General features: G+C 35.5%; 22 protein-coding genes and 1 riboswitch. Of the genes, 18 read left to right on the forward strand and 4 right to left on the reverse strand.

Annotation, left to right across the window (positions count from 1 at the left end; genetic code table 11):
- Nucleotides 1-122 precede the first annotated feature (122 nt).
- The 8 genes from NQ540_RS03520 to NQ540_RS03555 all read left to right on the forward strand — a co-directional run bounded on the left by NQ540_RS03520 (nucleotide 123) and on the right by NQ540_RS03555 (nucleotide 6,186).
- The gene (locus tag NQ540_RS03520; RefSeq protein ID WP_005605044.1) at nucleotides 123-518 is read left to right on the forward strand and encodes a DUF1310 family protein; all 396 of its coding nucleotides are present in this window, start codon (nucleotides 123-125) and stop codon (nucleotides 516-518) included.
- Nucleotides 511-1,728, forward strand: a complete 1,218-nt coding sequence (locus NQ540_RS03525; RefSeq protein ID WP_005605046.1) for a hypothetical protein — start codon at nucleotides 511-513, stop codon at nucleotides 1,726-1,728. Before NQ540_RS03520 ends, NQ540_RS03525 begins: the two co-directional genes overlap by 8 nt.
- A complete protein-coding gene (locus NQ540_RS03530; RefSeq protein ID WP_005605048.1) occupies nucleotides 1,710-2,129 on the forward strand; it encodes a hypothetical protein in 420 nt (139 codons plus the stop codon). Before NQ540_RS03525 ends, NQ540_RS03530 begins: the two co-directional genes overlap by 19 nt.
- Before the next feature lies 1 nt (nucleotide 2,130).
- Nucleotides 2,131-2,430, forward strand: coding sequence for a hypothetical protein (locus tag NQ540_RS03535; protein WP_005605051.1), 300 nt, complete (start codon nucleotides 2,131-2,133; stop codon nucleotides 2,428-2,430).
- A 483-nt stretch (nucleotides 2,431-2,913) separates the two neighbouring features.
- Complete coding sequence (locus NQ540_RS03540) at nucleotides 2,914-4,041, forward strand: 5-formyltetrahydrofolate cyclo-ligase (protein WP_050755079.1); 1,128 nt, start codon at nucleotides 2,914-2,916, stop codon at nucleotides 4,039-4,041.
- Nucleotides 4,034-4,732 carry a rhomboid family intramembrane serine protease gene (locus NQ540_RS03545; protein WP_005605053.1) on the forward strand — a complete coding sequence of 233 codons (699 nt, stop codon included), beginning with the start codon at nucleotides 4,034-4,036 and terminating at the stop codon, nucleotides 4,730-4,732. Before NQ540_RS03540 ends, NQ540_RS03545 begins: the two co-directional genes overlap by 8 nt.
- A 45-nt stretch (nucleotides 4,733-4,777) precedes the next feature.
- On the forward strand, nucleotides 4,778-5,746 hold the full coding sequence (locus NQ540_RS03550) for an ROK family glucokinase (RefSeq protein ID WP_005605054.1): 969 nt from the start codon (nucleotides 4,778-4,780) through the stop codon (nucleotides 5,744-5,746).
- A 59-nt stretch (nucleotides 5,747-5,805) separates the two neighbouring features.
- Nucleotides 5,806-6,186 carry a rhodanese-like domain-containing protein gene (locus NQ540_RS03555; RefSeq protein ID WP_005605055.1) on the forward strand — a complete coding sequence of 127 codons (381 nt, stop codon included), beginning with the start codon at nucleotides 5,806-5,808 and terminating at the stop codon, nucleotides 6,184-6,186.
- A gap of 43 nt (nucleotides 6,187-6,229) precedes the next feature.
- Here the strand turns inward: NQ540_RS03555 and NQ540_RS03560 are convergent, their stop codons facing one another.
- Both NQ540_RS03560 and NQ540_RS03565 read right to left on the reverse strand, forming a co-directional pair.
- Entirely contained in the window at nucleotides 6,230-7,768 is a 1,539-nt protein-coding gene (locus tag NQ540_RS03560; RefSeq protein ID WP_005605056.1) for a helix-turn-helix domain-containing protein, read from the reverse strand.
- Nucleotides 7,749-9,419: a sensor histidine kinase gene (locus tag NQ540_RS03565; RefSeq protein ID WP_005605057.1), complete on the reverse strand. Its 1,671-nt coding sequence runs from the start codon at nucleotides 9,417-9,419 to the stop codon at nucleotides 7,749-7,751. Before NQ540_RS03565 ends, NQ540_RS03560 begins: the two co-directional genes overlap by 20 nt.
- Before the next feature lie 197 nt (nucleotides 9,420-9,616).
- Here NQ540_RS03565 and NQ540_RS03570 point away from each other — a divergent pair, with 197 nt between their 5' ends.
- The 5 genes from NQ540_RS03570 to NQ540_RS03590 are packed head-to-tail and all read left to right on the forward strand — an operon-like array spanning nucleotide 9,617 to nucleotide 15,990.
- On the forward strand, nucleotides 9,617-10,534 hold the full coding sequence (locus tag NQ540_RS03570; RefSeq protein ID WP_005605058.1) for an ABC transporter permease: 918 nt from the start codon (nucleotides 9,617-9,619) through the stop codon (nucleotides 10,532-10,534).
- Nucleotides 10,535-10,552: 18 nt separating this feature from the next.
- Complete coding sequence (locus NQ540_RS03575; RefSeq protein ID WP_005605059.1) at nucleotides 10,553-11,449, forward strand: carbohydrate ABC transporter permease; 897 nt, start codon at nucleotides 10,553-10,555, stop codon at nucleotides 11,447-11,449.
- Nucleotides 11,450-11,459: 10 nt separating this feature from the next.
- Nucleotides 11,460-13,022 carry a type 2 periplasmic-binding domain-containing protein gene (locus tag NQ540_RS03580; RefSeq protein WP_005605061.1) on the forward strand — a complete coding sequence of 521 codons (1,563 nt, stop codon included), beginning with the start codon at nucleotides 11,460-11,462 and terminating at the stop codon, nucleotides 13,020-13,022.
- Between the two features lie 42 nt (nucleotides 13,023-13,064).
- Nucleotides 13,065-13,790 (forward strand): DUF624 domain-containing protein, encoded by a 726-nt coding sequence (locus NQ540_RS03585; RefSeq protein WP_005605063.1) that lies wholly within the window; start codon nucleotides 13,065-13,067, stop codon nucleotides 13,788-13,790.
- The gene (locus NQ540_RS03590; protein WP_039848728.1) at nucleotides 13,777-15,990 is read left to right on the forward strand and encodes a TIM-barrel domain-containing protein; all 2,214 of its coding nucleotides are present in this window, start codon (nucleotides 13,777-13,779) and stop codon (nucleotides 15,988-15,990) included. Before NQ540_RS03585 ends, NQ540_RS03590 begins: the two co-directional genes overlap by 14 nt.
- Before the next feature lie 88 nt (nucleotides 15,991-16,078).
- Here the strand turns inward: NQ540_RS03590 and NQ540_RS03595 are convergent, their stop codons facing one another.
- Nucleotides 16,079-16,735: a DUF6287 domain-containing protein gene (locus tag NQ540_RS03595; protein WP_005605067.1), complete on the reverse strand. Its 657-nt coding sequence runs from the start codon at nucleotides 16,733-16,735 to the stop codon at nucleotides 16,079-16,081.
- A 105-nt stretch (nucleotides 16,736-16,840) separates the two neighbouring features.
- Nucleotides 16,841-16,996: riboswitch (M-box (ykoK) riboswitch) on the forward strand.
- Between the two features lie 188 nt (nucleotides 16,997-17,184).
- On the opposite strand from NQ540_RS03595, the gene mgtA reads away from it, so the two are divergent.
- From mgtA to NQ540_RS03610, 3 genes are all read left to right on the forward strand, one after another.
- Entirely contained in the window at nucleotides 17,185-19,842 is a 2,658-nt protein-coding gene (gene mgtA / locus NQ540_RS03600; protein WP_005605068.1) for a magnesium-translocating P-type ATPase, read from the forward strand.
- A gap of 92 nt (nucleotides 19,843-19,934) precedes the next feature.
- Complete coding sequence (locus tag NQ540_RS03605) at nucleotides 19,935-20,363, forward strand: OsmC family protein (protein ID WP_039848729.1); 429 nt, start codon at nucleotides 19,935-19,937, stop codon at nucleotides 20,361-20,363.
- Entirely contained in the window at nucleotides 20,356-20,916 is a 561-nt protein-coding gene (locus NQ540_RS03610) for a GNAT family N-acetyltransferase (protein ID WP_005605072.1), read from the forward strand. Before NQ540_RS03605 ends, NQ540_RS03610 begins: the two co-directional genes overlap by 8 nt.
- Before the next feature lie 42 nt (nucleotides 20,917-20,958).
- Here the strand turns inward: NQ540_RS03610 and NQ540_RS03615 are convergent, their stop codons facing one another.
- Entirely contained in the window at nucleotides 20,959-22,419 is a 1,461-nt protein-coding gene (locus NQ540_RS03615; RefSeq protein ID WP_005605073.1) for a thermostable carboxypeptidase, read from the reverse strand.
- 179 nt (nucleotides 22,420-22,598) lie between these two features.
- On the opposite strand from NQ540_RS03615, the gene NQ540_RS03620 reads away from it, so the two are divergent.
- Together NQ540_RS03620 and comGA are read left to right on the forward strand one after the other, a co-directional pair.
- Nucleotides 22,599-23,081 (forward strand): VanZ family protein, encoded by a 483-nt coding sequence (locus NQ540_RS03620; RefSeq protein ID WP_005605075.1) that lies wholly within the window; start codon nucleotides 22,599-22,601, stop codon nucleotides 23,079-23,081.
- A 106-nt stretch (nucleotides 23,082-23,187) separates the two neighbouring features.
- On the forward strand, nucleotides 23,188-24,258 hold the full coding sequence (gene comGA / locus NQ540_RS03625) for a competence type IV pilus ATPase ComGA (RefSeq protein WP_005605077.1): 1,071 nt from the start codon (nucleotides 23,188-23,190) through the stop codon (nucleotides 24,256-24,258).
- Nucleotides 24,259-24,269: the final 11 nt, after the last annotated feature.

Consider the following 24,269-nt stretch of genomic DNA (forward strand, 5'->3'; position numbering starts at 1 on the left):
CTTATTCTACCTTTTTAAAAATGTGTGGGTACTTAGTGGGGGTTCAAAAGAATGAGGGTTCATGATATACTATCAAAAAAGTAATATATATTTCATATCAGAGAATATAGGAGAAGTGTCCAATGAATATAACGAAAAAACTCGTAATTGGAATAATTAGTGTATTAGCGATTTTTGGATTGTTAGTGGGAGGTAAAAAAATAATGAAGCAAGTTGAATATAATGAAATGGAAAAAGTTGTATATAGCGAGGAAGCGCACGAAGTTTATAAAAAAGATTTACTATCTATTGATAAGAATGCATTTTCTGACAAAGGAATTATAAAGACTTATAATATTTCATCATTTGAACGGAATCCGATGGGGGGCATTATTGTTTATTTATATGTAAATGAGAACGAAATTTATCATGTTTCAGTTTTTCTTCATAAAAATACGAATACAGGAAATTTAATGAGTGGTGGTGGCAGTTGGTCACCAGAATTAGAAAAAATGGTTAAGGAAAACAAATATGAGTAAATATACTGATTTATTGAATAAAATGATTGCCGAGAAAGAATATGATTCATCTTTGGTTGAAGGGGCTCCTATTAGGGTTTCTGATGGGAATAATACAATTACAATCGGTATAGTCCGTGAAGTTTTCCATGATAACACGGGTTTAGATGGATATGTTGTTGAAAATCCTGAAACAAAGGAACTCACGGTATTATTCCAAGGTTCAAAAGCTCCATTTAAAGAAGGTTCTTGGCCAGATTGGGTCGATAATGATTTACCAATGGTTTGGAAAATTGCTACTTTTAGAAAGAGTGTAACACCACAGCTAGATGCGGCTGCAAATAAATTAAATCAAATTCTTAAGGATTATCCAGATTCGAAAGTTAATCTTTATGCACATTCATTAGGGTCTATGGAAGTTCAGATTTCTCTTGCTAGGGTTAGTGATATCACACGAATTGGGGAAGTGCATATTTATCAAGGACCTAATATTTATCCAACTTTTACAGAAGAAGAACGTTTAAAGGTTGATGCTATGAAGTATAGAATTATAAATCATGTTGATCAATCTGACATAATTGCCTTTGGGTATAATTCAAAAAATAGTGATAATGCGGTAGGCATAGTTCGACATGTAGATTCTAAGTATTTAGGATTAATTAAATTTATAGAGCAACATATGTGGGGAGGATATCTTTTCAATACAGATGGCTCTCTTAAAGTTAAAAATGATACTTCGAGATATGAGTATCACTTTTCTACTTCTTTAGATATTGCTCGTTCAGGAATGTATCTAAATTTAATGTTAAAAAGAAAAATGTTATTAGATGGGCTAAGCAAGAGCGAGGAAATTTTCTTAGACTCTGATCAAGCACAACTGATATCGTCTGGATTATCTTCAGCCGCAAAAACTGCTTTTGAGACAATTAACAAAATCAAGGAACAAGCGCATTCTGAAGCGGAAGTTATTTTATCAAGCACAAGAACTGTTCCTTGGGGATTCGTTTCTTCTGCCGATGAAGTTGAAGAAGCATATTATGCAGGAGGAATTACTCGAGCAAGTATAGTTAATGATGTTGATTCGTACTTTGAACCCATGGAAGAAAAAGCAAAAAAACTATCTGAGGATTTTGAAAATCTAGAAATACAAATTAAGAGTAGTATTACTGATATGTTAAAGAAGGATAACGAATTGGCGGGAGAATTTAACGAATGGAACAAAATGAAGTAATTCAGAACTCAATACGAACTAAACAAAGAATTCTAGAACAACTTGAAGAGGATTATTTGAGTTCTTGTAGAGATTTCGAAAGAAAGAATAATGAGTTATATGATATTAAAGCAAAACTGTTGAAAATATCAGAAGAGAAATGTCAAATCGCTTATCAATATTTACAAAAGCAAAATTCAGATAATACTGAAGCAATAAGTCGTTTAAATCATTTTTCATCTAATGTCTATAATGAAATAATTTCGTCTTTTATGAAGCATCAAAAGAATTTAGAAGAGAAACAAAGCCAGGTTAAAGACGAATATAAAAAAAGACAATATGTATTAAGAAAAGAAATTGACGAACTATATTATAAACAACGTGAGTTAAATAGTGATACTCAAGAATTGAAAGGAGAATAGGATGAATATTGGTGATGAAATTGACAGATTGTTTAAAGGTACACAGGATAATTTTATCTATTTTCAAAAGCAATATGAGCGTTGGCTTATAACAAATATTTTTTCGTTGGCAAAAAAGACAGAAAAGATTTTTCTTAAGAGAAGAAACATGAAAGCCATAAAGCTTGAAGCGCAAAATACAAAGTTAGTTTTATCTAAAATTGTAAAGGAACTAGATTCATCTATTCAAGGTGAGTTTTCAAATAAAGTAGTCGAAACTCTTGAAAAGAAAAGTGCAGAATATGATTCATTTGGATCTTAATAGGAAAATTAAGAAGGTGTAGAATAATTGATTAGAATAAGAATTGATTAGCATGACTATGTTAATTAATTCTTATTTTTTTTATTTCATTTGGATTAAAATTTAATGAGGTATAGGGGGGTGTCAAAGTAAAATAAAGATAATTGCATCAAAAAGTCGAATTGATAGTATGAGTAAGAAAAAGATTCCAGAGAAGCTTACGGATTCTATAATAGCAGTAACGTGAAGAGCATCGAATGTAAATTATGGGGAGTTGAAACTTGTTTCGTACTCCTCATTTGAAGCTTCGAAGGTGCAAGACTACGGCTTGTACCGGTGCAACGTTACAGCTATTATGAAGATATCCGTAAGACTTCGAAGGAATCTTTTTCTATGTTGAGAAGAGACAATCATAATAAATAGAATCATTAAGAAATGCCTAAATCCTTTTAAATCGCGTGAATTCAATGATAAAATAAACTGACATCAACCATGGAGGAACGTATGGAAGACAAAAAATTATTGATGAATACATATACAGGTCGCGTGTTTAATCCGCTTGAAATGGTACCAGACAACGTAGCCATTGAAGATATCGCGCATGCCTTAAGTATGATATGTCGAGGAAATGGACATCTTCGTTTCTTTTATTCAGTAGGATTGCATAGCATTAACTGCGCACAAGAAGCTATTGCTAGAGGATACCAAACAGGAACGGTCCTTGCGTGTCTATTGCATGATGCGACAGAAGCTTATATCGCTGATTTAATTCGTCCTGTGAAAAATCAGTTGCCAGAGTATGAAGTAATTGAAAATAACTTATTTGAAGTGATTAAAGAGAAATTCTTCTTGCAACATTTAGAAGAAAAAGAATGGACAAAAGTGTGGGCGATTGATCATGAAATGCTCTCTAATGAATTGCCTGTGATTTTAACGGACGAACCAATCATGGAAAAAGCGCCATTACTCAGCAGTCCAATTTTGGAAGAAAGAAGCATGCGCGCGGTAGAACTCGAATTCTTGAAGTTATTCACAGAACTCTTTGAGACGTATCAAAAAGACGTGAAGAACTTGAAACGCGCTCAGCAAAAGAGAATACTCGAAGAAATGACTCCAGGGAAACGACGCGCAGAAGAAAGACGGGTAGTAGAGTGGCTGAAAGGAATGCCACAATGGATTGAGGCTAAAACAATCGCTGTAACGATGCCAATGAGAATTGAATTTCAATTAGACTTGGTCGTTCAAGAGGCTAGAAGTGCAGGTAAAAAAGTTTTTGCTCCAGTCACAATGCCCGATAAGACATTAGTGTTTGTAGAGTGGAATGAACAAACAACCTTTAAACGTACGTCGTATGGAGCCCTAGAGCCAGTGATTGATAGCGCGCATCCGCTATTTGAAGCCAAAGATTTAGATTTAGTGATTGTTCCTGGATTACTGTATAGCACTAAAGGAGATCGTATTGGATTTGGCGGTGGCTATTACGATAGAACCTTGCAAAAGGTGGACGATTATCGTATTCTCTCGCTAGCATATACAACTCAGGTGACTCCTGTTGTCGACTGGCCAGTATTTGAAACGGACATTCATATTCCAACGATTATTACAAGTGAAGGAGTGGTTCGAGATGTTTAAAATCAATCCATGGAAATTAGAACGCATGAAGCGCAATTTCAACGAGAGCTTCAGCTTTACTTATTTATTTTTAGCGATTCAAGCAGCATTATTTATCGTAATGACGCTTGCAGGTGGTAGCACGAATGGACAAGTTCTTGTTAATTTCGGGGCGAAATTCAATCCGTATATCATTTATCAACATGAATATTATCGGTTTCTCACCCCAATTTTCTTACATATTGGATTGGAACATATTTTATTTAACAGTGTTTTCTTATATATGATTGGCCGTCAGATGGAATATGAAATTGGTCACTGGAGATTCCTTGTGGTATATCTGTTATCAGGAATCATGGGAAACCTGGCTAGTTTTGCTTTTTCATCAAGTATATCTGCGGGGGCAAGTACGGCACTCTTTGGACTTATGGGAGCTGTAGTTTATTTATCACGAAAACACGGCTACATTCGTTCTTTTAGGCAAATGGGAATGCAATACGCAGGACTTATCGTTATCAATATTGTCCTTGGATTTATTAATTCAGCCGTCGATAACTATGGGCACTTAGGAGGACTCGTTGGTGGATATTTAGTGATGTTGGCGATTAGCTTTAGAGGCGACCGCCTGACAAAACCTGCTTCACGCATTGCTGGAATTGTAGCGTATTTTGTCATCGCATTTTTACTATTTTGGCTAGGAATGAAAAGATAATGCTGTTATAATGAAAGCATATACAAGTTTCATGGAGTGAATACAATGGAAAAGAAAATTATTGGTATTGATTTGGGCGGAACGTCCATCAAATTTGCGATTATTTCACTTGAAGGTGAAGTTCAACAAAAATGGTCGATCCCTACAAATATTTTAGACGAAGGAAGTCATATTGTAGAGGACATCATTGAGTCGATTCGTCATCGTTTAGAATTATTAGGACTAACAAATGAAAACTTTGCTGGAATCGGGATGGGTTCTCCAGGTGTTGTGGATAGAGAAAATGGTACAGTGATCGGTGCCTACAACTTAAACTGGAAAACATTACAACCATTGAAAGAAAAAATCGAAGGAGCACTCAGCCTTCCGTTCTTCATTGATAATGATGCCAACGTAGCAGCATTAGGTGAAAAATGGATGGGTGCTGGCGGAGACCAGCCAGATGTAACCTTCTTTACACTTGGAACAGGTGTTGGTGGTGGGATTATCGCTGAAAATCGCTTGATTCATGGTGTTGCTGGTGCTGGTGGAGAACTTGGACATATTACGGTAGATTTTAGTGACCGACCTTTTGCATGTACTTGCGGTAAAAAAGGCTGTCTTGAAACCGTGGCAAGTGCAACAGGAATTGTGAACTTAGCGCGTCGTTATGCCGACGAATATGCAGGCGATTCAGAATTAAAAGCAAGAATCGATGATGGGCAAGATGTCAGTGCTAAAGACGTATTTGATTTGGCTAAACAAAATGATCCTTTAGCCTTAATCGTGATTCGTCATTTTTCTAAATATTTAGGAATTGCATGTTCACATGTTGCCAATATGTTAAATCCATCATTCATCGTCATTGGTGGTGGAGTGAGCGCAGCAGGAGAGTTCTTGCTAGAAGGCGTTCGAAAAGAATACGAACAATTAGTTTTCCCACAAGTACGCGAAACAACACATTTACGTTTAGCTGAACTTGGGAACGATGCAGGAGTCATTGGAGCAGCTTCTTTAGTGCTTTTGAAAGATTAAAAGAAACATGATACAATATCTCTTGTCTGATTAAATATTTATTAAAGGAGTTAAGTCTCATGTGGTATATCGTTTGGGCTTTATTTATGGCCTATGGAATTTATTTATTTGTATTAATCTGGATGCGTCAATCATCTGCTAAAGTAGTGAGTGCAGAAGAGTTTGGTAAAGATTTACGCCACGGGCAATTGATTGATGTCCGTGAAAAAGATGAATTTAAAGCTGCTCATATTTTAGGAGCGCGTAACATTCCATATTCTCAATTTAAAGAACGTTTCATGGAATTGCGTAAAGACCAACCAATCTATTTGTATGAAGAGGGCGTTTCTATTGCAGGTCGTTGTGCCTATCGTCTAAAGAAAAATGGATATACAAATATCTTTATTTTAAAACATGGTTTTGAAGCATGGAATGGAAAAGTGAAAAAAAGAGAAAACTAATATGAAAAGAGCTAGTTCATTTGAACTAGCTCTTTTTTATTATTTAATCTGTATGCTGTTTTCTGTAGTCCCCAGGAGAAACACCAATTTTCTCTTTAAAGATTTTCGTGAAATAAGAGTAATTATCATATCCGACTTCAGAGGCTACTTGTGCAATAGGCGTTTTCGTTTCTGATAGTAATTCTTTAGAAGCATTGATGCGTTTATCCGTAATATATTTGACCAAAGTTTCACCTGTTTCTTTCTTAAAGATTCGAGCTAGGTGATCCGCGCTAAGATAAACCATATCAGCCAAAGTGCTTCGGCTTAAGTCTTCTTTGTAGTGATGGTCGATATATTCGATGATACGTTGGATGCTATTTTTTTGATTCTCTGCATCTGTTACGAAATTTCTCGCATGAGACCAATAGTAAGTGAAGTATTCCCCAAAAGATTCAATCGAATGAAATTTTCTTTGGAATAGAAAATCATGCTGAGCATTTTGAAATAGCTTATGTGCTGAAATCCCGTTTTGGTCTAAGTAAATCCCGATTTGTTGCGTCCAGTCCAGATGTAACTTTTGTAAGATGACTTTTGGTATCATTCCGTTTGAAATATAGTGTAAGAGACTCTTTGTTAATTCGGATTCGTCTAATGAATCCGAGAAGGTGATGGAGTTGATTGCAACTTCTTTTTTCTGTAAAACGTCAACGTCAGAAGAAACTGGGATAATAGTATTCCAATAAGGAACTTGTTGCCCTGTTGCTGAGTAGAGTTCTTTAACCTCTTGTAAAATAGTTTTACATTGGAAGCAACTTTTGAACGTTAAAATTGAATTGCGATGTAATTTATTCAGAATTTCTTGTTGGATTTTTCTTGCAAATTCCTCACTATTGATAGAACTATCCACTCTAAAGAAGCAAACGTAATGGTCGACAAGACCTTCCATCTTAAACATGCTTGCTAGTTGATACCTCTCATTAGAAAAGGCTTGTAATACCTTTCTTAATTGAGAGGTCCATGATGGGATTTCCGGAGCGTAATCTGCCTCACTAATATTTAATGTAATCACGCCTGTTAGAAAATACTGATGTTCCTTTAAATTTAAATTCCGCTTTAGAAGTTCAGATTGCAGTTCTTCCAGACGGTGAATGCGTGGTTTTCTTAAATATTCAAACCAGAAATTGTTTTCAGTTTGGAACGCAGTTTCGTGTGAGGCTTGTGGACGCTGCTCTGTAATCTTATCAAGTGCTTTTTGAATAATAAACTCTAATTTTTCGAAGTTAATCGGTTTTAAGTAGTATTCAAAACTTTGCAATTCAATTGCTTTTTGTGCGTAGTTGAAATCTGCATAGTTCGTTAAAAAAATAGTTTTGATATCGTAATTTTCATTTCTCACCCAAGAGAGCAGTTCAAGACCACTTCCTTGAGGCATCTCAATATCGCTAATCATTAGGTGAATAGGATTTTCTTTAATGATTGCTTGAGCCTGAGAGAGACTGTTAGCCACATAGACGTTATTGATTTTTAATCGATCCCAACGGATTTTTTCACGTAACGCTTCGATGATAAAACGGTCATCATCAACGAGTAGTATATTCATTAGAATCTCCTTTCAACTCTTTATAAGGAACTAGAACATCAATTCTGGCACCGCTTGTGTCGTTATTTTCAAACGTAATTGTATAATCATTCGAATATAAAAGATTGAGTCGTTCAATCGCGTTTGTAATCCCAATATGGTGTCCGTCTTCAGATATTAATGATTCCATATTTTTAAGTTTGCTTAGAATTTCCCTCGAGAATCCTGGGCCATTGTCTTTAACACAAATCTCAATATAAGGCTTCTCATCAACTATTCGTTTTTGAAGAGAAAGGTTAATGACGATTCCATCTTGGAAAGAGAAACCGTGCTTAATCGTATTCTCAACAAATGTCTGAAGTAAGAGAGAAGGGACCAATGCATTGTGTAGTCTTTCGTCGAATGTTAACGCAAAATCGATATGATTCCCATAACGAATGCGCTGAATCTCCAAGTAGTCTTTAATATGTTGGATTTCTTTCTTGAGCGGTGAGAAGTCTTGATCCACCATAAAGAGGTATCGTAAGTAGTCAGATGTTAAAATAGTTAACTCTTCGATTTCTTTATAGTTCTTCGTTTGAAGCATACTGTGAATCATAGAGAGCATATTTAAATAAAAGTGAGGGCGAATTTGACTCTTTAAGTAGTTAAGTTCGACCTTTTTTAATTCCAACTGAGCATGGTACTCACGGATTTTTAACTCTTGCATATCGAATAGTACTTGGCTCAATTTATCATTTGCAGTATCGATTTCCAAAATCCCTTCAGAAGAAGTAATGTCATATATCGATGTTGATTCATCGATGCGTAAAAGACGATCTGTTAAACGTGTAATCGGGTTCAACATTCTGTTTCGAATGAATATAATCAACACAAGAGAAGCTATCGCAATGAGAATTGGAACAATGGCGATCAAGACTTCAAAAAGAACGATGCTCTTAAATACATCTGTGTAGTCAACTGCTACATAAATATCAAAAGGTAGTTGAGTCCGTTCGCTATCAGCCTCAATCAAGTGAGTTGAAGGCGATAAATTCTTTGGCTCTTTTAATGATATTTGTCCTTTTTTTCCGATATTTAGTTTTCTAAGTGGCGTTAGAATGTCATCTGCTGAGATAATTGCCATAATTGTTTTCTCTTTATAATGAACGACTTTAATTAAGTATTCCGTATCATTAATAATAATGGGTTGCCATTTACGGTCGTCAGTATTATTTCTAAACGAATTGATATTGTTTTTTAAATATAAGTAATCTTGATAGGGAATATAGAGAGTGGATGCACTCAGAAAATGATGCGTACCTTCTGTAGCTACTAAAAACGACATATGCGTTTCGTGTTGGTATTCATAATCATTAAAAGTTGTCTGTACTTTTCTAACGGTTTGCTCATAATCCATGTAACTTTGTGGCTCATTCAGCTCTTCTAATCCCTCATCGTGTGTGATGGTTGAATACAAAAAGCGTTCGACGGAACGCATTTCATCATTAAGTCCATTGGCGTAAATCTCAATAGAACTCGTCAACTGTTGAATATTTTGATTCTTAATAAAATCTCTTGTGGCATTGCTGACAAAGAGACTAATCACTGTAATGAGGATAAGAAGGACTAATAATACTTGAAAGAAAAATTTAAAAGAATGTCTTTTAGATAGAATACTATGTAGTTTCATAACTATTACCTCACTTCTCAAGTATAACACTATCACAAAAGTTGTCAAAAAACGATATGAATTAAGAAGATGTCGGAAAAGTGATATAAATATTTGAAATATTGTCTGAATAGTGAATACTTCTTATCGAAATAATGATATAAAGAAAGCGTTTTATTTTATAAAATAATGACAGATATTTAAACAGGAGGGAAATTATGAAAGATTTAACCACATTACAAAAAAGAAGAATAAAAAGCAACATTCCTTTATATGTGCTTCTATTTCCTTCAATTATTTTACTTATAATGTTTGCATATATCCCAATGTTAGGGCTTGTAATTGCTTTTAAAGATTACTCACCAGCTAACGGAATTTTAAATAGCCCGTGGGCAGGATTTAAATATTTCACCCAATTCTTTAAATCAGTTCAATTCGGAACAACGATGATGAACACATTAAAGATTTCAATTTATAGCATTCTCGTGGGGTTTCCATTACCAATCTTACTAGCGCTCTTATGTAATCAAATAAGAACAGGAAAATTCAAAAAGGTCTTTCAAGTAACCACCTATCTACCGCACTTTATTTCAACAATGGTTATGTGTGGGATGATCATTTTATTCTTATCACCAAATAGTGGGTTACTTGCTAATATCTTTAAATCACTTGGATGGACGATGCCGAACTTATTAGCAAAACCAGATAGTTTTGCTGGCGTTTATGTATGGAGTGATGTTTGGCAACACATTGGGTGGGACAGCATTATTTACTTAGCAGCTTTATCTGCCATCGACCCAACGTATTACGAAGCAGCTACGATGGACGGGGCTAGTCGTATACAAAAGATTCTCAACATTGACTTGCCATTACTTTTACCAACAGCAATGATTCTATTGATTTTAAGAGCCGGTAGCTTATTGAGTATCGGTTTTGAAAAAGTATTACTATTACAAAATCCATTGAACTTAGCTGGAAGTGAGGTGATTTCGACTTACGTATATAAAGTTGGGATGATTAACTTCCAATACAGTTACTCTACAGCAATCGGATTATTCAATACTGTAGTCAACTTAATCATTCTTTTATCTGTCAATTGGTTTTCTAAACGATATACCAAAACAGGACTATTTTAAAAGGAGGGTGGTCTTACCGTGAAATGGTTTAAGGTTTCAAGAAAATCAAAATCAGATTTGTTTTTTGACGTATTGATTTACGGTTTTGCAATCTTGTTAATATTATTAATCGTATACCCATTGTGGTTCGTTGTGATTGCTTCTTTTAGTAATCCTGCTGATGTAGCCAATGGTAAAGTATGGTTCATTCCCCATGAATGGAAATTAGATGGATACCTTCGGTTAATTGAACAACCACTGTTCTTAAGAAGTTATCTCAATACGATTTTATATACAGTAGTTGGGACTTTATTTGCTCTACTAATCAATATCCCTGCTGGATACGCATTATCTAGACGTGACCTACTCGGTAAAAAATGGATCAGCGTTCTCTACATTGTTCCAATGTTTGTTTCAGGTGGATTGATTCCAATCTACTTAACAGTGAAGAGTGTAGGACTTGTCGATTCATTCTGGGTAATGGTGATTCCATTTGCAGTATCTTCTTATAACATCATCGTTGCAAGAACATTCTTCAATAACAGTATCCCAGAAGGAATGTGGGAAGCCGCTCAAATTGATGGATGCGGAACGATTCGTTATTTCTTCAAAATCGTGGTTCCTTTATCAAAAGCTATTATTGCAGTAATTGGTTTATGGACAGCAGTTGGTATTTGGAACTCTTGGTTCAACGCTTTGATTTATTTAACGAAAGAAGAATTGCAACCATTGCAATTAATTTTAAGACGATTATTAATTAGTAATCAAATGATGCAATCTCAGGCAACAGGGGAACTTGCATCCGAGCTTCGTATTAAAGCCGATATGATGAAATATGCAGCGATTGTAATTTCAACGGCTCCAATTATGTTGCTTTATCCATTTGTCCAAAAATATTTCAATCAAGGTGTTATGATTGGTGCTCTAAAAGAATAGGAGAGATATTATGAAAATCAATAAAATGAAGTATATGTTTTTAGCAGCAGCTACACTTATTGGACTAGCAGCTTGCTCAAATTCAACAACCAAGTCGAATGACGAAAAATCAGATCAGAATACTTATAAAATTACAACAGTTAGATGGTCTGACTGGGGTGAAGATTACCATAAAGGATTTATTGATGATTCTGCAAAAGAAGCTGGTATTCAAATTAACTGGGATACTCTTATTGCAGCAGATTGGACAGATAAAAAATCTGTTTTAATTGCAAGTGGTGACCTACCTGATGCATTCTTAGGTTCAAACGCATTTACGGATGCTGAAATTGCTCAAAACCAATCTTTATTCATTCCTCTAGAAGATTTAATTAAAGAAAATATGCCTAATTTAACGAAGGCAATGGAAAAAGAACCAAGATTAAAAGCGATGATTACATCTCCTGATGGACATATTTATAGTCTTCCTAAGAAGTTACCAATGCGTCCGACAGTAGCAAACCAACTATTTATTAATAAAAAATGGCTTGATAATTTAGGGTTAAAAGTACCTGAAACTTATGATGAATTAGTAAAAGTTCTTCAAGAATTCAAAGATAAAGACGCAAACGGTAATGGAGATCCAACGGACGAAATCCCATTTGGTTCAGGTAACTTTGACCCAACATTTTCTTATATCATGCCATTTAATAACCGCTTAGGTGCAGATAACACTTATGAAATGTCTGTTAAAGATGGAAAACCTGTATATCTTCGTACAGAAGAAAGTTATAAACAAGGGATTGCAGCAATGCATGAAGCATACAAGAAAGGGTTAATTGACCCTGAAATCTTCACTGAAGATTCATCTATGAGTGTTGCAAAACGTATGGATAAATCAGTATCTAGAGTAGGTGTTTCAAGTGGTTGGACTGCTGATGCTACATTTGGCTTACATGCAAGCGAATATGTTCCTTTACCAGCGATAAAAGGTCCTGATGGAAAAGGGTATGTTTCTTCAGACCCAGATCACTACAACTATGGACGTAATGAATTGTTAGTGACAACAAAAGCTAAGGACCCTGCTAAATTATTACAATGGTTCGATAAATTCTATACTGATGATGCAAGTATCCAAAACTTCTATGGTTCATTTGGAATTGGTACTGAAAAAGATGGCGACAAATATAAAGTATTACCTCCAAAAGACGGTAAATCTGCCGATGAATTTGCTTGGATTAATTCTCTTCGTGACTTTGGACCTAAGTATGTGAGTGATGATATCAACAATCGTGTTGAAATCGACCAAACTCAAGGTGACGGTTTGAAATTGAAGATGGACCAAGAATTAAAACAATATGCTTTACCAGCATACCCTAATGTAACTTATTCTCAAGAAGAACTTAACCAATTAGCTTCTCTATACGTAAGTATTAATTCTTACGTTAAACAACAAGCCTCTAAATGGGTAGTTGATGGCGGAATTGAAACAGAATGGGAATCTTACTTAGCAAATCTTAAAAATATGGGATTGGATGAATTCATCAAGATTCAACAAGACGCATATGACCGTTATCAAAAAGAAGTTAAATAATCACAATTTAACTAATACCCCAACTGAAACGTTTAAAATACAATGAGTAGAGGGAGCGAGATTGAAGAAAAATCTTTCTCGCTTCCTTTTTCTCATATAGGTACGGTGATTTCATTGCAAAAACTATTTCGAATAGATGGGCCACTCGTTAGAGGGCTAACGCTCATTACCAATTTGATTCTATTGAACACATTATTTATTATCACAAGTATTCCTTTGGTGACGATGGGAGCATCTGTGACATCTCTAAATACGATGTTACATCGGATTTTAAAGGGCGATGATGGCGATATTATTTATCATTATTTTCGCATTTTTAAATCCAACTTTAAGCAAGCTACTGTCATTTGGGCAGCTCTCGTGCTACTTGGAGTTCTACTATTTTTGAACTACAGTATTTTTTCGAATACAAACTTCTTGAATGGATATGGATTATTGCTTCTAGCGCCAGTTGGAATGCTTGTGATATTAGGCGTTGCCATTCTCTTACCCTATATCGGATTATTTGAAAATAGTTTAAAAGCCAGTGTTATCAATAGCATTTTCGTTTGTATTTTAGATCCGTTACGAGCAATTCTATTGATTCTATTTAACTGCGCTGTAGTGTACATGAGTGTGAATACACCGGAGAGATTATTGACGGCAATTTACGTTTTCACTTTTGGGGGATTTGCAATCTGGGCATTATTAAATGTAAAAGTAACGAGTAAAATGTTTAAAAAGGCATATAAATTAAGCAATGGAGGTAAACAAGATGAAAATTTTTAAAGGAGATTTTTATCGTATCAGCGTTCTAACAGATAAACTCATTCGGTTAGAATATTCAAATAATGGGCAGTTCGAAGATAGACATACGCAATTAATCCAAAACAGAGACTTTGGAGAGGTAGAGGTTGAAGCAACAGAAACACCAGAGTTATTAGATATTAATACGAACTTCTTCCGTTTGCGCTATAACAAAGGCGAATTCAATAATCAAAATCTATTTATTGCATTAAAGGGTCAGTTCTTTATTTTCGGAAGCCGATGGTACTTTGGTGAACCAATTGAAACATTAAAAGGAACAACGAGAACCCTTGACCAAGCGAACGGAGCTATAGAATTAGAAGATGGTATTATTAGTAAGAGTGGTTATGCCATTTTAGATGATTCGAATGGATTTATCAGTGACGAAAAAGAAGGTTTTATCAAAAAAGAAAGCGAAGTGGACCTTTACGTCTTTGCTTATGGTCACGACTATAGAGGAGCAATTAGAGACTTTTATCATTTAACAGGTGCAACTCCATTATTGCCACGCTATGCCTTAGGAAACTGGTGGAGTCGTTATTGGGCGTATACTGCCGACGAGTATTTAAGTCTCGTTGAACGTTTTGAAGATGAACAAGTTCCGCTTGCGGTGGGCGTGTTAGATATGGACTGGCATATCACGAAGATTCCAGAACGCTTCGGTAGTGGGTGGACAGGATATTCTTGGAACCGAGAACTCATTCCAGAGCCGGAAAAATTATTAAAGAAACTGCATGATAAGAAATTAAAACTTTCTCTAAATGTCCATCCAGCTGATGGTATTCGAGCGTATGAAGATGCGTATCCAGCTGTTGCAAAACGTCTAGGATTAGATGCAGCCAGTGAAGAAGCTGCTATTTTTGATATTGCAGATCCACGTTTTAGAGAATCTTACTTTAAAGATGTTCATTATCCATTAGAAGAACAAGGGGTTGATTTCTGGTGGATTGACTGGCAACAAGGAACGCAAGGGGTACAAGATCCATTGTGGTTATTGAATCATTATCATTATGTCGATAATTGTAAGAGAAAAGATGGCGGATTAATCTTGTCTCGTTATGCTGGACCAGGAAGCCATCGTTATCCAGTTGGATTTTCTGGAGACGCTTTTATAACTTGGGAGTCTCTTAAATTCCAACCTTATTTTACATCAACAGCGTCTAATATTGGTTATAGCTGGTGGAGTCATGATATTGGCGGACATATGGGCGGTTATTATGATGAAGAATTACAAATTCGCTGGTTACAATATGGCGTCTTTAGTCCGATTACACGACTTCATAGTACTAATAGTCCATTTAATAGTAAGGAACCATGGTTCTTTACGAAGAATACAGCAGAAATCATGAAGCATTATTTACGTCTAAGACACCAATTACTTCCATATCTCTACACGATGAATGTGGCAACGCATGAAGAGGGCGCACCACTTGTGAGTCCGATGTACTATTTCTATCCTGAAAATGAAGAAAGTTACCGTGTGCCAAATCAATACTTCTTCGGTAGCGAGTTAATGGTTGCTCCAATCACAGAACCAATGAACAAAGATTACCAATCCGCAAAAGTTCAAGTATGGTTCCCTGAAGGAAAATGGTACGACTTCTTCACGGGAAGAGAGTATGCAGGAGAAGTAGTGCTTGATATTTATCGAGATATCGAATCAATTCCTGTATTTGCCAAGGAAGGGGCGATTGTTCCATTAGATGGTTCTGGTGTGAATATGGGGGTAGATTTACCTGAAGTTATCGACTGGTATGTCTTCCCAGGAACCCATCATTCATTTGATATGGTGGAAGACTTAGATGGCGCTCGTTGTGTAACGACATTATCTGTTGATTGGAATTTAGGTACTATCCAATTAACTGTTGAAGGGGAAACAGGCATCCTTCCAGTAAACAGAATTCACCGTGTTCATGTTCAAGGAAGCCAAGATGTTGTCGTTGAATTGGAAAATAAAAATGCGACTGTTGAGTTTACAGTGGGCGAAAAACAAACGGTAAATCGAAACGAGGCGATCTTCCAAGTACTCAAGAATGCGCACCTTCCATACGAAACGAAAGAACACTTATATCGTCGATTAGTCAATGCTAAAGATGCGAATGAAATCATTAATATCTTACATCATGAAGATGACGAATTAAGAGGACGATTGCTAGAAATCTTATTTATAAGTGAACCATAACAAAAAACGGGTACTTCCAATAGGAGGTATCCGTTTCTCTGTGTTAAAAAAACACTGCATTCATTCGTTGAATACAGTGCTATATAGATTAATCCACTTTGTAATACATCATGTTTTTAACGGTTTTGCCATCAGTAACTGTTTGTGTCCCGAAAATACGATCTTTTGAAATGTCCGATTGATCTTTTTCACCAGGAAGTAAGCCATAAGTCAATTCTACATTTTGGGGAATGAAGGAGAATACCGCACCTCCAACAAAAGTATTCTCATTGTTTTCCGGAACCATAATCCAGTTGAGAAGCCCTTCTTGGTATTGTTGTTTAGTAATTCCAACTTTCAAATCACCATGGCTACTTGAAATTTTTCCTTCTTTGTCGATGTGAATTTCCCAACCAGCTGAGTTTCTCCAAGTTCCCTCTACGCTTCGGAAGTCTCCTTGTTTTATTGCTTGAAGATCCATTGAGGATGGTTTTGGTTGCTCCGCTGGGATAACAACTTTTTCAGTAGATACAGTTTCTGGAACTGGTACGGTTGCTTCTTTTTGTTCTATTGTTGTTGAAACCACAGTAGTAGGTTCCGCTGTAGTACTAGTTTTGGTTTGTTTTGTAGTTGATGTACTGGACGTTCTAGTAGTTGTGGATTGAGTTTGTGTTTGAGTTGTTGTGTTCGAGTCTTCTTTCTTTTGGAAAAGTGAACAGCCCCCTAAAGTAAGAGCTATCAAGAATGATTCTATCAGTTTCTTCATTGAAATCCCTCCATTTCTATTTCATTATACTACTAATAAGTTCGAATATACATGTTTTTTGAAATCGTTTCTTTGACAAATAGCATTTTTAATGTTACCTTGAATATAGTAAATCGGTAGGTGAGACTACCATGGAGATACGGATGACTACCGCAAAATAGTGGAGACACTATTCGTTGGTCAGCAGCCTCTGTCGTGAAGGCAGAGACTAATGTCATTTCATCGCTCCATGATGTTAAAGCTTGGACGAGAATATAAGAATTGTTTATTTAGTAAGCATCTTGTCGCGTCTAAGCTGTGACAAGGTGCTTTTTCATTTGCCTAAAATTTCTAGAAAGAGGGTGATCATATGCCAGGACCGGAGAGTCGAACGAAAAAAATCAAAGAGCGAAGGGAAGAGTGCGATGATCACCCGGAGCTTCGCCTAAATTAAAAACGAGGTGAAGACTATGAAAACAGCAAAAGAAAGATTCGATTTAGCACTAATGAGTCCAATGGCAGAGGTCCTAGAAGCGTTAGGCACATCTGTAAAAGGACTCACTGAAGAACAAGTAGAAACACTCCGTGAAACATATGGAGAAAACAAAATTACAAAGGCTAAAGAAGATTCAATTTGGAAAAAGATTTATGAGTCTATTATCAATCCATTTACGGTAATTCTATTAGTGATTGCGGTAATCTCATTATTCACGAATGTGATTCTAGCAAAACCAGGTGAAGCAGACCCAACAACTTCCATCATTATCGTGGTGCTCGTGGCTGTGTCAGGAACGATTCGATTTGTGCAAGAAATGAAAAGTGACAAGGCGGCTAGTAACTTATCTAGTCTAATCGTCAATACAGCAACGGTTATTCGAGATGGCGAACAGATGGAAGTTCCGATTGAAGATTTAGTAGTTGGAGATATTATTAAATTAAGCGCTGGGGACATGTTACCAGCGGATGCATTATTATTAGAAACACGTGACTTCTTTATCCAACAATCCAGCTTGACTGGTGAAAGTGAATCTGTTGAGAAAAAATCAATCTGGGTTCCAGATGAAGAAGAAAAGAAAAAACAAGCACTCGAGAGCGAACGATTTGTGTTTATGGGCTCAAACGTTGTCAGCGGTAGTGCTTTAGCAGTTATTTTAGTCACAGGGAATGATACGATGATTGGTCGTATCGAAAAAACACTTAATACTTTCGAAGAACAAACAAGTTTCGAGAAAGAAATGAATAAAATCTCATGGCTCTTGATTCGCTTAATGCTTGTCTTAGTACCAGTTGTATTCTTGATTAACGGATTAACAGACGGCGACTGGTTAGAAGCAGGGGTATTTGCCTTAAGTGTTGCCGTGGGATTAACTCCAGAAATGTTGCCAATGATTATTACAGCCAGCCTTGCAAAAGGGGCAGTGATCATGGCCAAAGAAAAAGTCATTATTAAAAAATTAAATGCCATTCAAGATTTAGGGGCTATCGATATTCTCTGTACTGATAAAACAGGTACGCTCACACAAGATGAAATTATTCTTGAATACCCATTAGATATTCACGCAAATCTAGATATGGGCGTATTGAAAATTGCGTATTTAAACAGCTACTTCCAAACAGGACTTAAAAACTTATTAGACCGTGCCATCATTACACGTACAGAAAAAGAAGCCGACGAACACGAAGATCTACAAAATTTAGCAACACGTTACCAAAAGATTGATGAGTTGCCATTTGACTTCGAACGTCGTCGTATGAGCGTTATCGTGAAAGAAGACGATGAAGCGGTGCTCGTAACAAAAGGAGCACTAGAAGAAATGCTTAGCATCTCTACTCATGTAAAAGACGGAGATGTGGTTCACCCAATTACGGATGAAATTCGCGAATCCATCCTAGAAGCAGTGAGCAGCTTAAACGAACAAGGACTTCGCGTCCTTGGGGTGAGTCAAAAGAAATATCAAGATACTAGCTATTCCTTCACAGTGGAAGATGAATCGAATATGATTCTAATGGGATACCTAGCCTTTCTTGATCCACCAAAACCTTCTGCAGCACCAGCGATTCAAGCGTTGAAAGAGCATGGCGTAACGACGAAGATTCTTACAGGTGATAATGAAAAAGTAACGCTAACGGTCTGTGAAAAAGTAGGACTACCGGTGGATAAAGTCTTACTTGGTACAGAAATCGAAAATATGAGCGATGAAGAGTTAGCAGCAGTTGCTGAAGAAACAACCATTTTTGCAAAACTATCTCCAGAACAAAAGGCACGCATTATTCATTTACTAAAAGGCAAAGGTCACAAGATTGGCTATATGGGAGACGGTATCAATGATGCTCCATCCCTAAAAGTGGCTGACGTTGGAATTTCTGTGGATAGTGCCGTGGATATTGCCAAAGAAGTCGCAGATGTTGTTCTATTAGATAAGGACTTACTCGTTCTTGAAAAAGGATTGATTGAAGGTCGTAAAGTCTATGCGAACATGACAAAATACATTAAGATGACCGTTTCATCAAACTTCGGAAATATCTTCTCTGTATTGTTCGCAAGTATTTTCTTACCATTTTTACCAATGGCACCAGTTCACTTAATTGTATTGAACTTAATCTATGATTTAAGCTGTGTGGCATTACCGTTTGATAATGTTGACGCAGATTTCTTAAAACAACCACGCGCATGGACAGCAAGCTCTATCACACGATTTATGGCTTGGTTTGGACCAACCAGTTCTATCTTCGACATCATTACTTTTGCAGTGATGTTCTTTGGAATTGCACCAATGATTACTGGAAGCAGTTATGCGTCATCTACGAATCCAGCATTCTTCTTGATGGTTTTCCAAACAGGTTGGTTCATTGAATCTATGTGGTCACAAACAATGGTGATTTATATGTTACGTTCGCCAAAACTACCATTTGTACAATCAAAACCAGCGTTCTCATTGCTAGTGACTTCTTTATTCGCTTTATTTGTTGTAACGGTTCTTCCTTACACAAAACTAGCAGCACCATTAAAGCTTGCACCGCTAAACGGGCTATACTTCCTTGCATTAATTCTCATTATCGCAGGATACATGTTCCTCGTAACGGTTGTTAAAAAAGCATATATAAAAAAATATAGAGAATGGTTATAACCCCAAAAGAGCTATCGTAACAAGTTGTTATGATAGCTTTTTTTGTTACAAATGTGCTATTCTTCAATCATAAAAACATTAGGGGTGATTTTATGGAAAAAATTATTTATACTACAACAGCTGTGAACGTGGATGCGTTAAATGGGAAATCATTTATTGAGGGAAATGGTGATAAAAATTGGGAAGTCGAAATTTCATCTCCTTTAAGCGAAAAAAAAGGAACCAATCCTGAGCAATTATTTGCACTGGCTTATGCTACTTGTCTAAATGCTTCCATTGGCATTGTTGAAAAAGGTTTGAATTTAGAACATCAATGTAGAGTCGAAGTGAAAGTGGATTTAACAAAAGATCCTGTTGGAGAAGGGTATTTATTCTTACCTTCAGTCCGAGTTTTAATGCCAACAAGGGAAGAAAAATTAGCTAAAGAAATTTTAGAGGCTGCTGAACGTGTATGTCCTATTCAAAAACTACTACAAGGAGTTAATGTTCCTCCTGTGGAATTAGTAACAGTGAATGGGTAATACAAATATAAGAGTTGCAACAGTAGAGGATGCTCGTTATATTCAAGAAATTTATGCACCATATGTCTTAAATACGGCCATAACGTTTGAAGAAGTAGTTCCTAGTGTAGAGGAATTTCAAGAGCGTATTGCTAAAACATTGGAGGCTTTTCCTTATTTAGTCTTAGAGGAGGAGAAAGAGATTGTTGGTTATGCATATGCTGGGAGATTTTCTCAAAGGGCAGCATTTGACTGGTCAACAGAGGTTAGTATTTATATCAGCCTAGAACATCAAAGAAAAGGTTTTGGAAAGTTATTGTATACAGAACTTGAAAAACAATTATTGAAATTAGGCTATCAAAACATATACGCTTGTGTGGCGGTGCCAGAAGTAGAAGATGAGTATTTAACTAATAATAGCTTATCTTATCACCAATATTTAGGCTTTAAAGAATGTGGACGTTTTGAAAATTGTGGTTGCAAATTTAATCGATGGTATCATATTGTTTGGTTACAAAAACATGCTGCTACGAAAATCCCTACAGATCGTCCAAAAAAATTTAAAGGATTGTAAAAACAATACCACATCAACAAATAAGTTGATGTGGTATTATTTTTATCTAAAATGATTAATCTTTTGTTTAAAAAATACCCAGCAGCATTTATAGGATTCCTCGTTCATTTTTAGCTTACTGTATAATTGATAGTTTGGTCTCCACCAACGAAGTTTACCGCCAGAAAAATGTTCTAAAAACTCTGAAAAAGGATGGTCATAAGGTTCTTTTGGTAAACCACTACAAAATATAGAAAAATACCCAGATAGTTTTCCAAAAGCAACTCCAATTTCTCCTTTAGTCCAATTGGAGTGTCTTAAAACTCCCTCGACATGAGAATGAGGAGTTTTGTTTAAATATTGTTCAATGCGCAAATTCCATTGATGAGATAAATCGAGGGAATCAAATTTTTTATCAAACCATTCTTCTTCAATTTCTAGTTCGATGAAATATTTTAGCATTTCTTGGAGGGGTTGATAACTTTCGATACTATTATTGATTTTGTTTGTTTTAAAGTAATGGAAAGTCAGTTCTTCATGAATCTTTTCAAGAAAGGCAGGATCCCCGTTTTTTTCTGGGAAAATTCTGTTGACGATTACTTTTGTAAGACTATCTGTTAATAAAGGGAGAAGTGTACAAAAGCCAATGATGGAGTGTTTCATAAAATTTTGTTCTGTTTCACTTTTATCGTTTGTTGTTACAGAGTGATTATAATCTAATATAAAAACTTCTCCTAGTAATTTTAGACATTGGTTTAGGGCACTTACAAAATCTGTAAATATACCTAAATTAAGATAAATGGTCTCTTCATTTTGGTAGATGGTTGGGAAAGGATTTGGGCCAAAATTAATAAGGATGCTTTGTTTCGAAATAACGGATTGTGCAATACGGATAATATCGTATAACACAGACATCGTTTCCTCTTTACTCAAATGTAAATGTTGAATTGGAATGTATTCGCTTGGAAAGGTTTCTATATAATCTCTATATAAACGTAAAAAAGAAGCTTTACTTTCTTTAATATGCTGATAATAGAATTCAGTAAGTTCTACTCCATATATGGATTTGAGAACATCTATATATTTCACTTCATTCATATTTAATTGTTTTTGATATTTTAAATGGAAAAATTCTCTTAGAAGATTGAGGTGAGGGAATAAATTAATGATGCTTTCTCCACGAAGTCCTTTAATCCACAGTGAGGTTAATGTGTACAAAGCTTCCGAATAAGGCTTATGAAAACAGTGGGTAGAAAACTGATGACGAAGATAATAGTCATTCAATTTTTGAAATTGCTTTTGTTGCCGGATAGAAAGAGTATGAGAAAAATCTTCAAAATGATGGATTAAAAAAGTAGCTTCACTAGAACTAATTAAATACTCAATAATTTCTTCAAATGCCTTATTATAAGGATTAGGATCTGGAGAAAATAAATTATAGAAAAAATATTGTTTTTGTTGTTGCTCCTCAAGTAATTCAATTTGTTTCACTAACAAACTTAAATCCTGCGTATAACGTTCCATTGTATGACCCTCCCTAAAACGGTTTTTATTTTATTGTAACGCTTTCATTTTTGGGAGTCAATATGAATATTTATCTATTTTTTAGTTAATATTTGTCGAATTTAAGATTTTTAAAATTAACTTGACTTCAAGGAGAGTGTCTTTCATAATGGAGAAAGTTTAAGAGAAGGAGAGGTTTTATGTCTAAAAAAACTAAAGGAACAATTGCAATTACTTTAGCAATTGCAGCGATGGTTCTAATATTTGTTAGTTCTAGTATGTCCTACAAAGATCAATCCTTAGTATCGACGATTCAAAAGGGATTGCCCTCTCAACCATTTTCAGAATTGCTTTCAAAGATTAAGTTTGAATATGCGGGACAAACGATTAGTATTCCTTCATTAGGTTATGCTCAATTCGTTGAATTTTTTATTCGTAAAATAACCCATTTTTTAGCTTACTTTTTCATTGGCTACCAATGGACAAGAGGATTAAGTGTTCATGTTCGAAAGAAAGGATTCCCTCAATTTCTAGCTTTCTTTATAACCGTTTTATACGCAATTACTGATGAATTCCATCAAGGAATCACACCTGGAAGAACTCCTTTGATTCAAGATGTTTTTATTGATGCATTAGGTGCGATGTTTGGAGTCGGTTTAGGAACTTTGAAAAAAATTAAATAGAGAGAAAAACGTTGAAGATTTTCTTCAACGTTTTTTTATTTTGAGAGGCTTTTTCATTTCATTTTTCATAGCTCATTATGACTAGTCAAAGAGTGGAGGAAGAGATATGGAAATGAATGAATTAGCCGAGGAAATCTTTAAACAAGCCATTTCCCACCAGTTGGATGATATTCATTTATTGCCCATTGGAGAGGAGTATGTATTTTATCTAAGAGATGTTAATGGTTTAAAAGAACTAAGGAAAGTTTCAACGAAGATTGCTGAACAGTTTATTTCATATTTGAAATACCAAGCTGGGATGGATGTTGGGGAGAGAAGACGACCTCAAAGTGGGTCACTGACTTTTGAATTCTCAGTTCATCAAATCATTGAGTTACGATTATCTATTATTACCAATTTTAAGCAAAAAGAATCAATGGTCATTCGACTGTTACATCGTTCCAAAAAAGAGAATACTTCTATCCAAGCGACAACCTACTTTCCAAAGGATTGGAGATTATTAGAACAGTTTCTTAGATATAAAAGTGGATTAATTCTATTTTCTGGTCCTGTTAGTTCTGGAAAAACAAGCACCATGTATTCTTTACTTAGAGGAAGAATGAATGAAAAGACGTTACAAGTCATTACAATGGAAGACCCAGTCGAATATCATGAACCTATGTTTCTTCAAACAGAAATTAATGAAAAAGCGGGGATTACTTACGAACTTTTAATAAAAAGCTGTTTAAGACATCATCCAGATATTCTTCTCATTGGGGAAATTAGAGATGAAATGACCGCAAAAATGGCTATTCGTGCTGCTTTAACAGGGCATCTAATTTTAGCGACGGTGCATGCTAAAGATTGTAATGGTGTCATCTCTAGACTAATAGAACTTGGAGTTAGTAAGACCATGTTAGAACAAACGATTATTGCAATTTGTTCACAGCGTTTACTTCCAAGATACTGCGCTCTGTGTCAGCAAGAATGCCAAATCTATTGTAATCACTTAGCGAACGGAGAAAAAAGAGGAACGATTTTTGAAATTGAAACTAATCGTAACATTTCGAACTTTTTAAACAAGAATCAGTTCGAAAGAGACGAAGAAAGGATTCATCCTTTTAATAAGGTGTTAAGAAAGGCTTATGCATTGGGATATATTACTGAAAAAACTTACGAAACCTATCAAATTATCTAAAAAATGGAATA

This window comes from Granulicatella adiacens ATCC 49175 (assembly GCF_025150565.1).
GTDB lineage: Bacteria > Bacillota > Bacilli > Lactobacillales > Aerococcaceae > Granulicatella > Granulicatella adiacens.

What these genes read in the sequence shown, in the direction of transcription:
- NQ540_RS03520 (WP_005605044.1), top strand. Translation starts at nt 123, where the DNA reads ATGAATATAACGAAAAAACTCGTAATTGGAATAATTAGTGTATTAGCG.
- NQ540_RS03525 (WP_005605046.1), top strand. Translation starts at nt 511, where the DNA reads ATGAGTAAATATACTGATTTATTGAATAAAATGATTGCCGAGAAAGAA.
- NQ540_RS03530 (WP_005605048.1), top strand. Translation starts at nt 1,710, where the DNA reads ATGGAACAAAATGAAGTAATTCAGAACTCAATACGAACTAAACAAAGA.
- NQ540_RS03535 (WP_005605051.1), top strand. Translation starts at nt 2,131, where the DNA reads ATGAATATTGGTGATGAAATTGACAGATTGTTTAAAGGTACACAGGAT.
- NQ540_RS03540 (WP_050755079.1), top strand. Translation starts at nt 2,914, where the DNA reads ATGGAAGACAAAAAATTATTGATGAATACATATACAGGTCGCGTGTTT.
- NQ540_RS03545 (WP_005605053.1), top strand. Translation starts at nt 4,034, where the DNA reads ATGTTTAAAATCAATCCATGGAAATTAGAACGCATGAAGCGCAATTTC.
- NQ540_RS03550 (WP_005605054.1), top strand. Translation starts at nt 4,778, where the DNA reads ATGGAAAAGAAAATTATTGGTATTGATTTGGGCGGAACGTCCATCAAA.
- NQ540_RS03555 (WP_005605055.1), top strand. Translation starts at nt 5,806, where the DNA reads ATGTGGTATATCGTTTGGGCTTTATTTATGGCCTATGGAATTTATTTA.
- NQ540_RS03560 (WP_005605056.1), bottom strand. Translation starts at nt 7,768, where the DNA reads ATGAATATACTACTCGTTGATGATGACCGTTTTATCATCGAAGCGTTA.
- NQ540_RS03565 (WP_005605057.1), bottom strand. Translation starts at nt 9,419, where the DNA reads ATGAAACTACATAGTATTCTATCTAAAAGACATTCTTTTAAATTTTTC.
- NQ540_RS03570 (WP_005605058.1), top strand. Translation starts at nt 9,617, where the DNA reads ATGAAAGATTTAACCACATTACAAAAAAGAAGAATAAAAAGCAACATT.
- NQ540_RS03580 (WP_005605061.1), top strand. Translation starts at nt 11,460, where the DNA reads ATGAAAATCAATAAAATGAAGTATATGTTTTTAGCAGCAGCTACACTT.
- NQ540_RS03585 (WP_005605063.1), top strand. Translation starts at nt 13,065, where the DNA reads ATGAGTAGAGGGAGCGAGATTGAAGAAAAATCTTTCTCGCTTCCTTTT.
- NQ540_RS03590 (WP_039848728.1), top strand. Translation starts at nt 13,777, where the DNA reads ATGAAAATTTTTAAAGGAGATTTTTATCGTATCAGCGTTCTAACAGAT.
- NQ540_RS03595 (WP_005605067.1), bottom strand. Translation starts at nt 16,735, where the DNA reads ATGAAGAAACTGATAGAATCATTCTTGATAGCTCTTACTTTAGGGGGC.
- mgtA (WP_005605068.1), top strand. Translation starts at nt 17,185, where the DNA reads ATGAAAACAGCAAAAGAAAGATTCGATTTAGCACTAATGAGTCCAATG.
- NQ540_RS03605 (WP_039848729.1), top strand. Translation starts at nt 19,935, where the DNA reads ATGGAAAAAATTATTTATACTACAACAGCTGTGAACGTGGATGCGTTA.
- NQ540_RS03610 (WP_005605072.1), top strand. Translation starts at nt 20,356, where the DNA reads ATGGGTAATACAAATATAAGAGTTGCAACAGTAGAGGATGCTCGTTAT.
- NQ540_RS03615 (WP_005605073.1), bottom strand. Translation starts at nt 22,419, where the DNA reads ATGGAACGTTATACGCAGGATTTAAGTTTGTTAGTGAAACAAATTGAA.
- NQ540_RS03620 (WP_005605075.1), top strand. Translation starts at nt 22,599, where the DNA reads ATGTCTAAAAAAACTAAAGGAACAATTGCAATTACTTTAGCAATTGCA.
- comGA (WP_005605077.1), top strand. Translation starts at nt 23,188, where the DNA reads ATGGAAATGAATGAATTAGCCGAGGAAATCTTTAAACAAGCCATTTCC.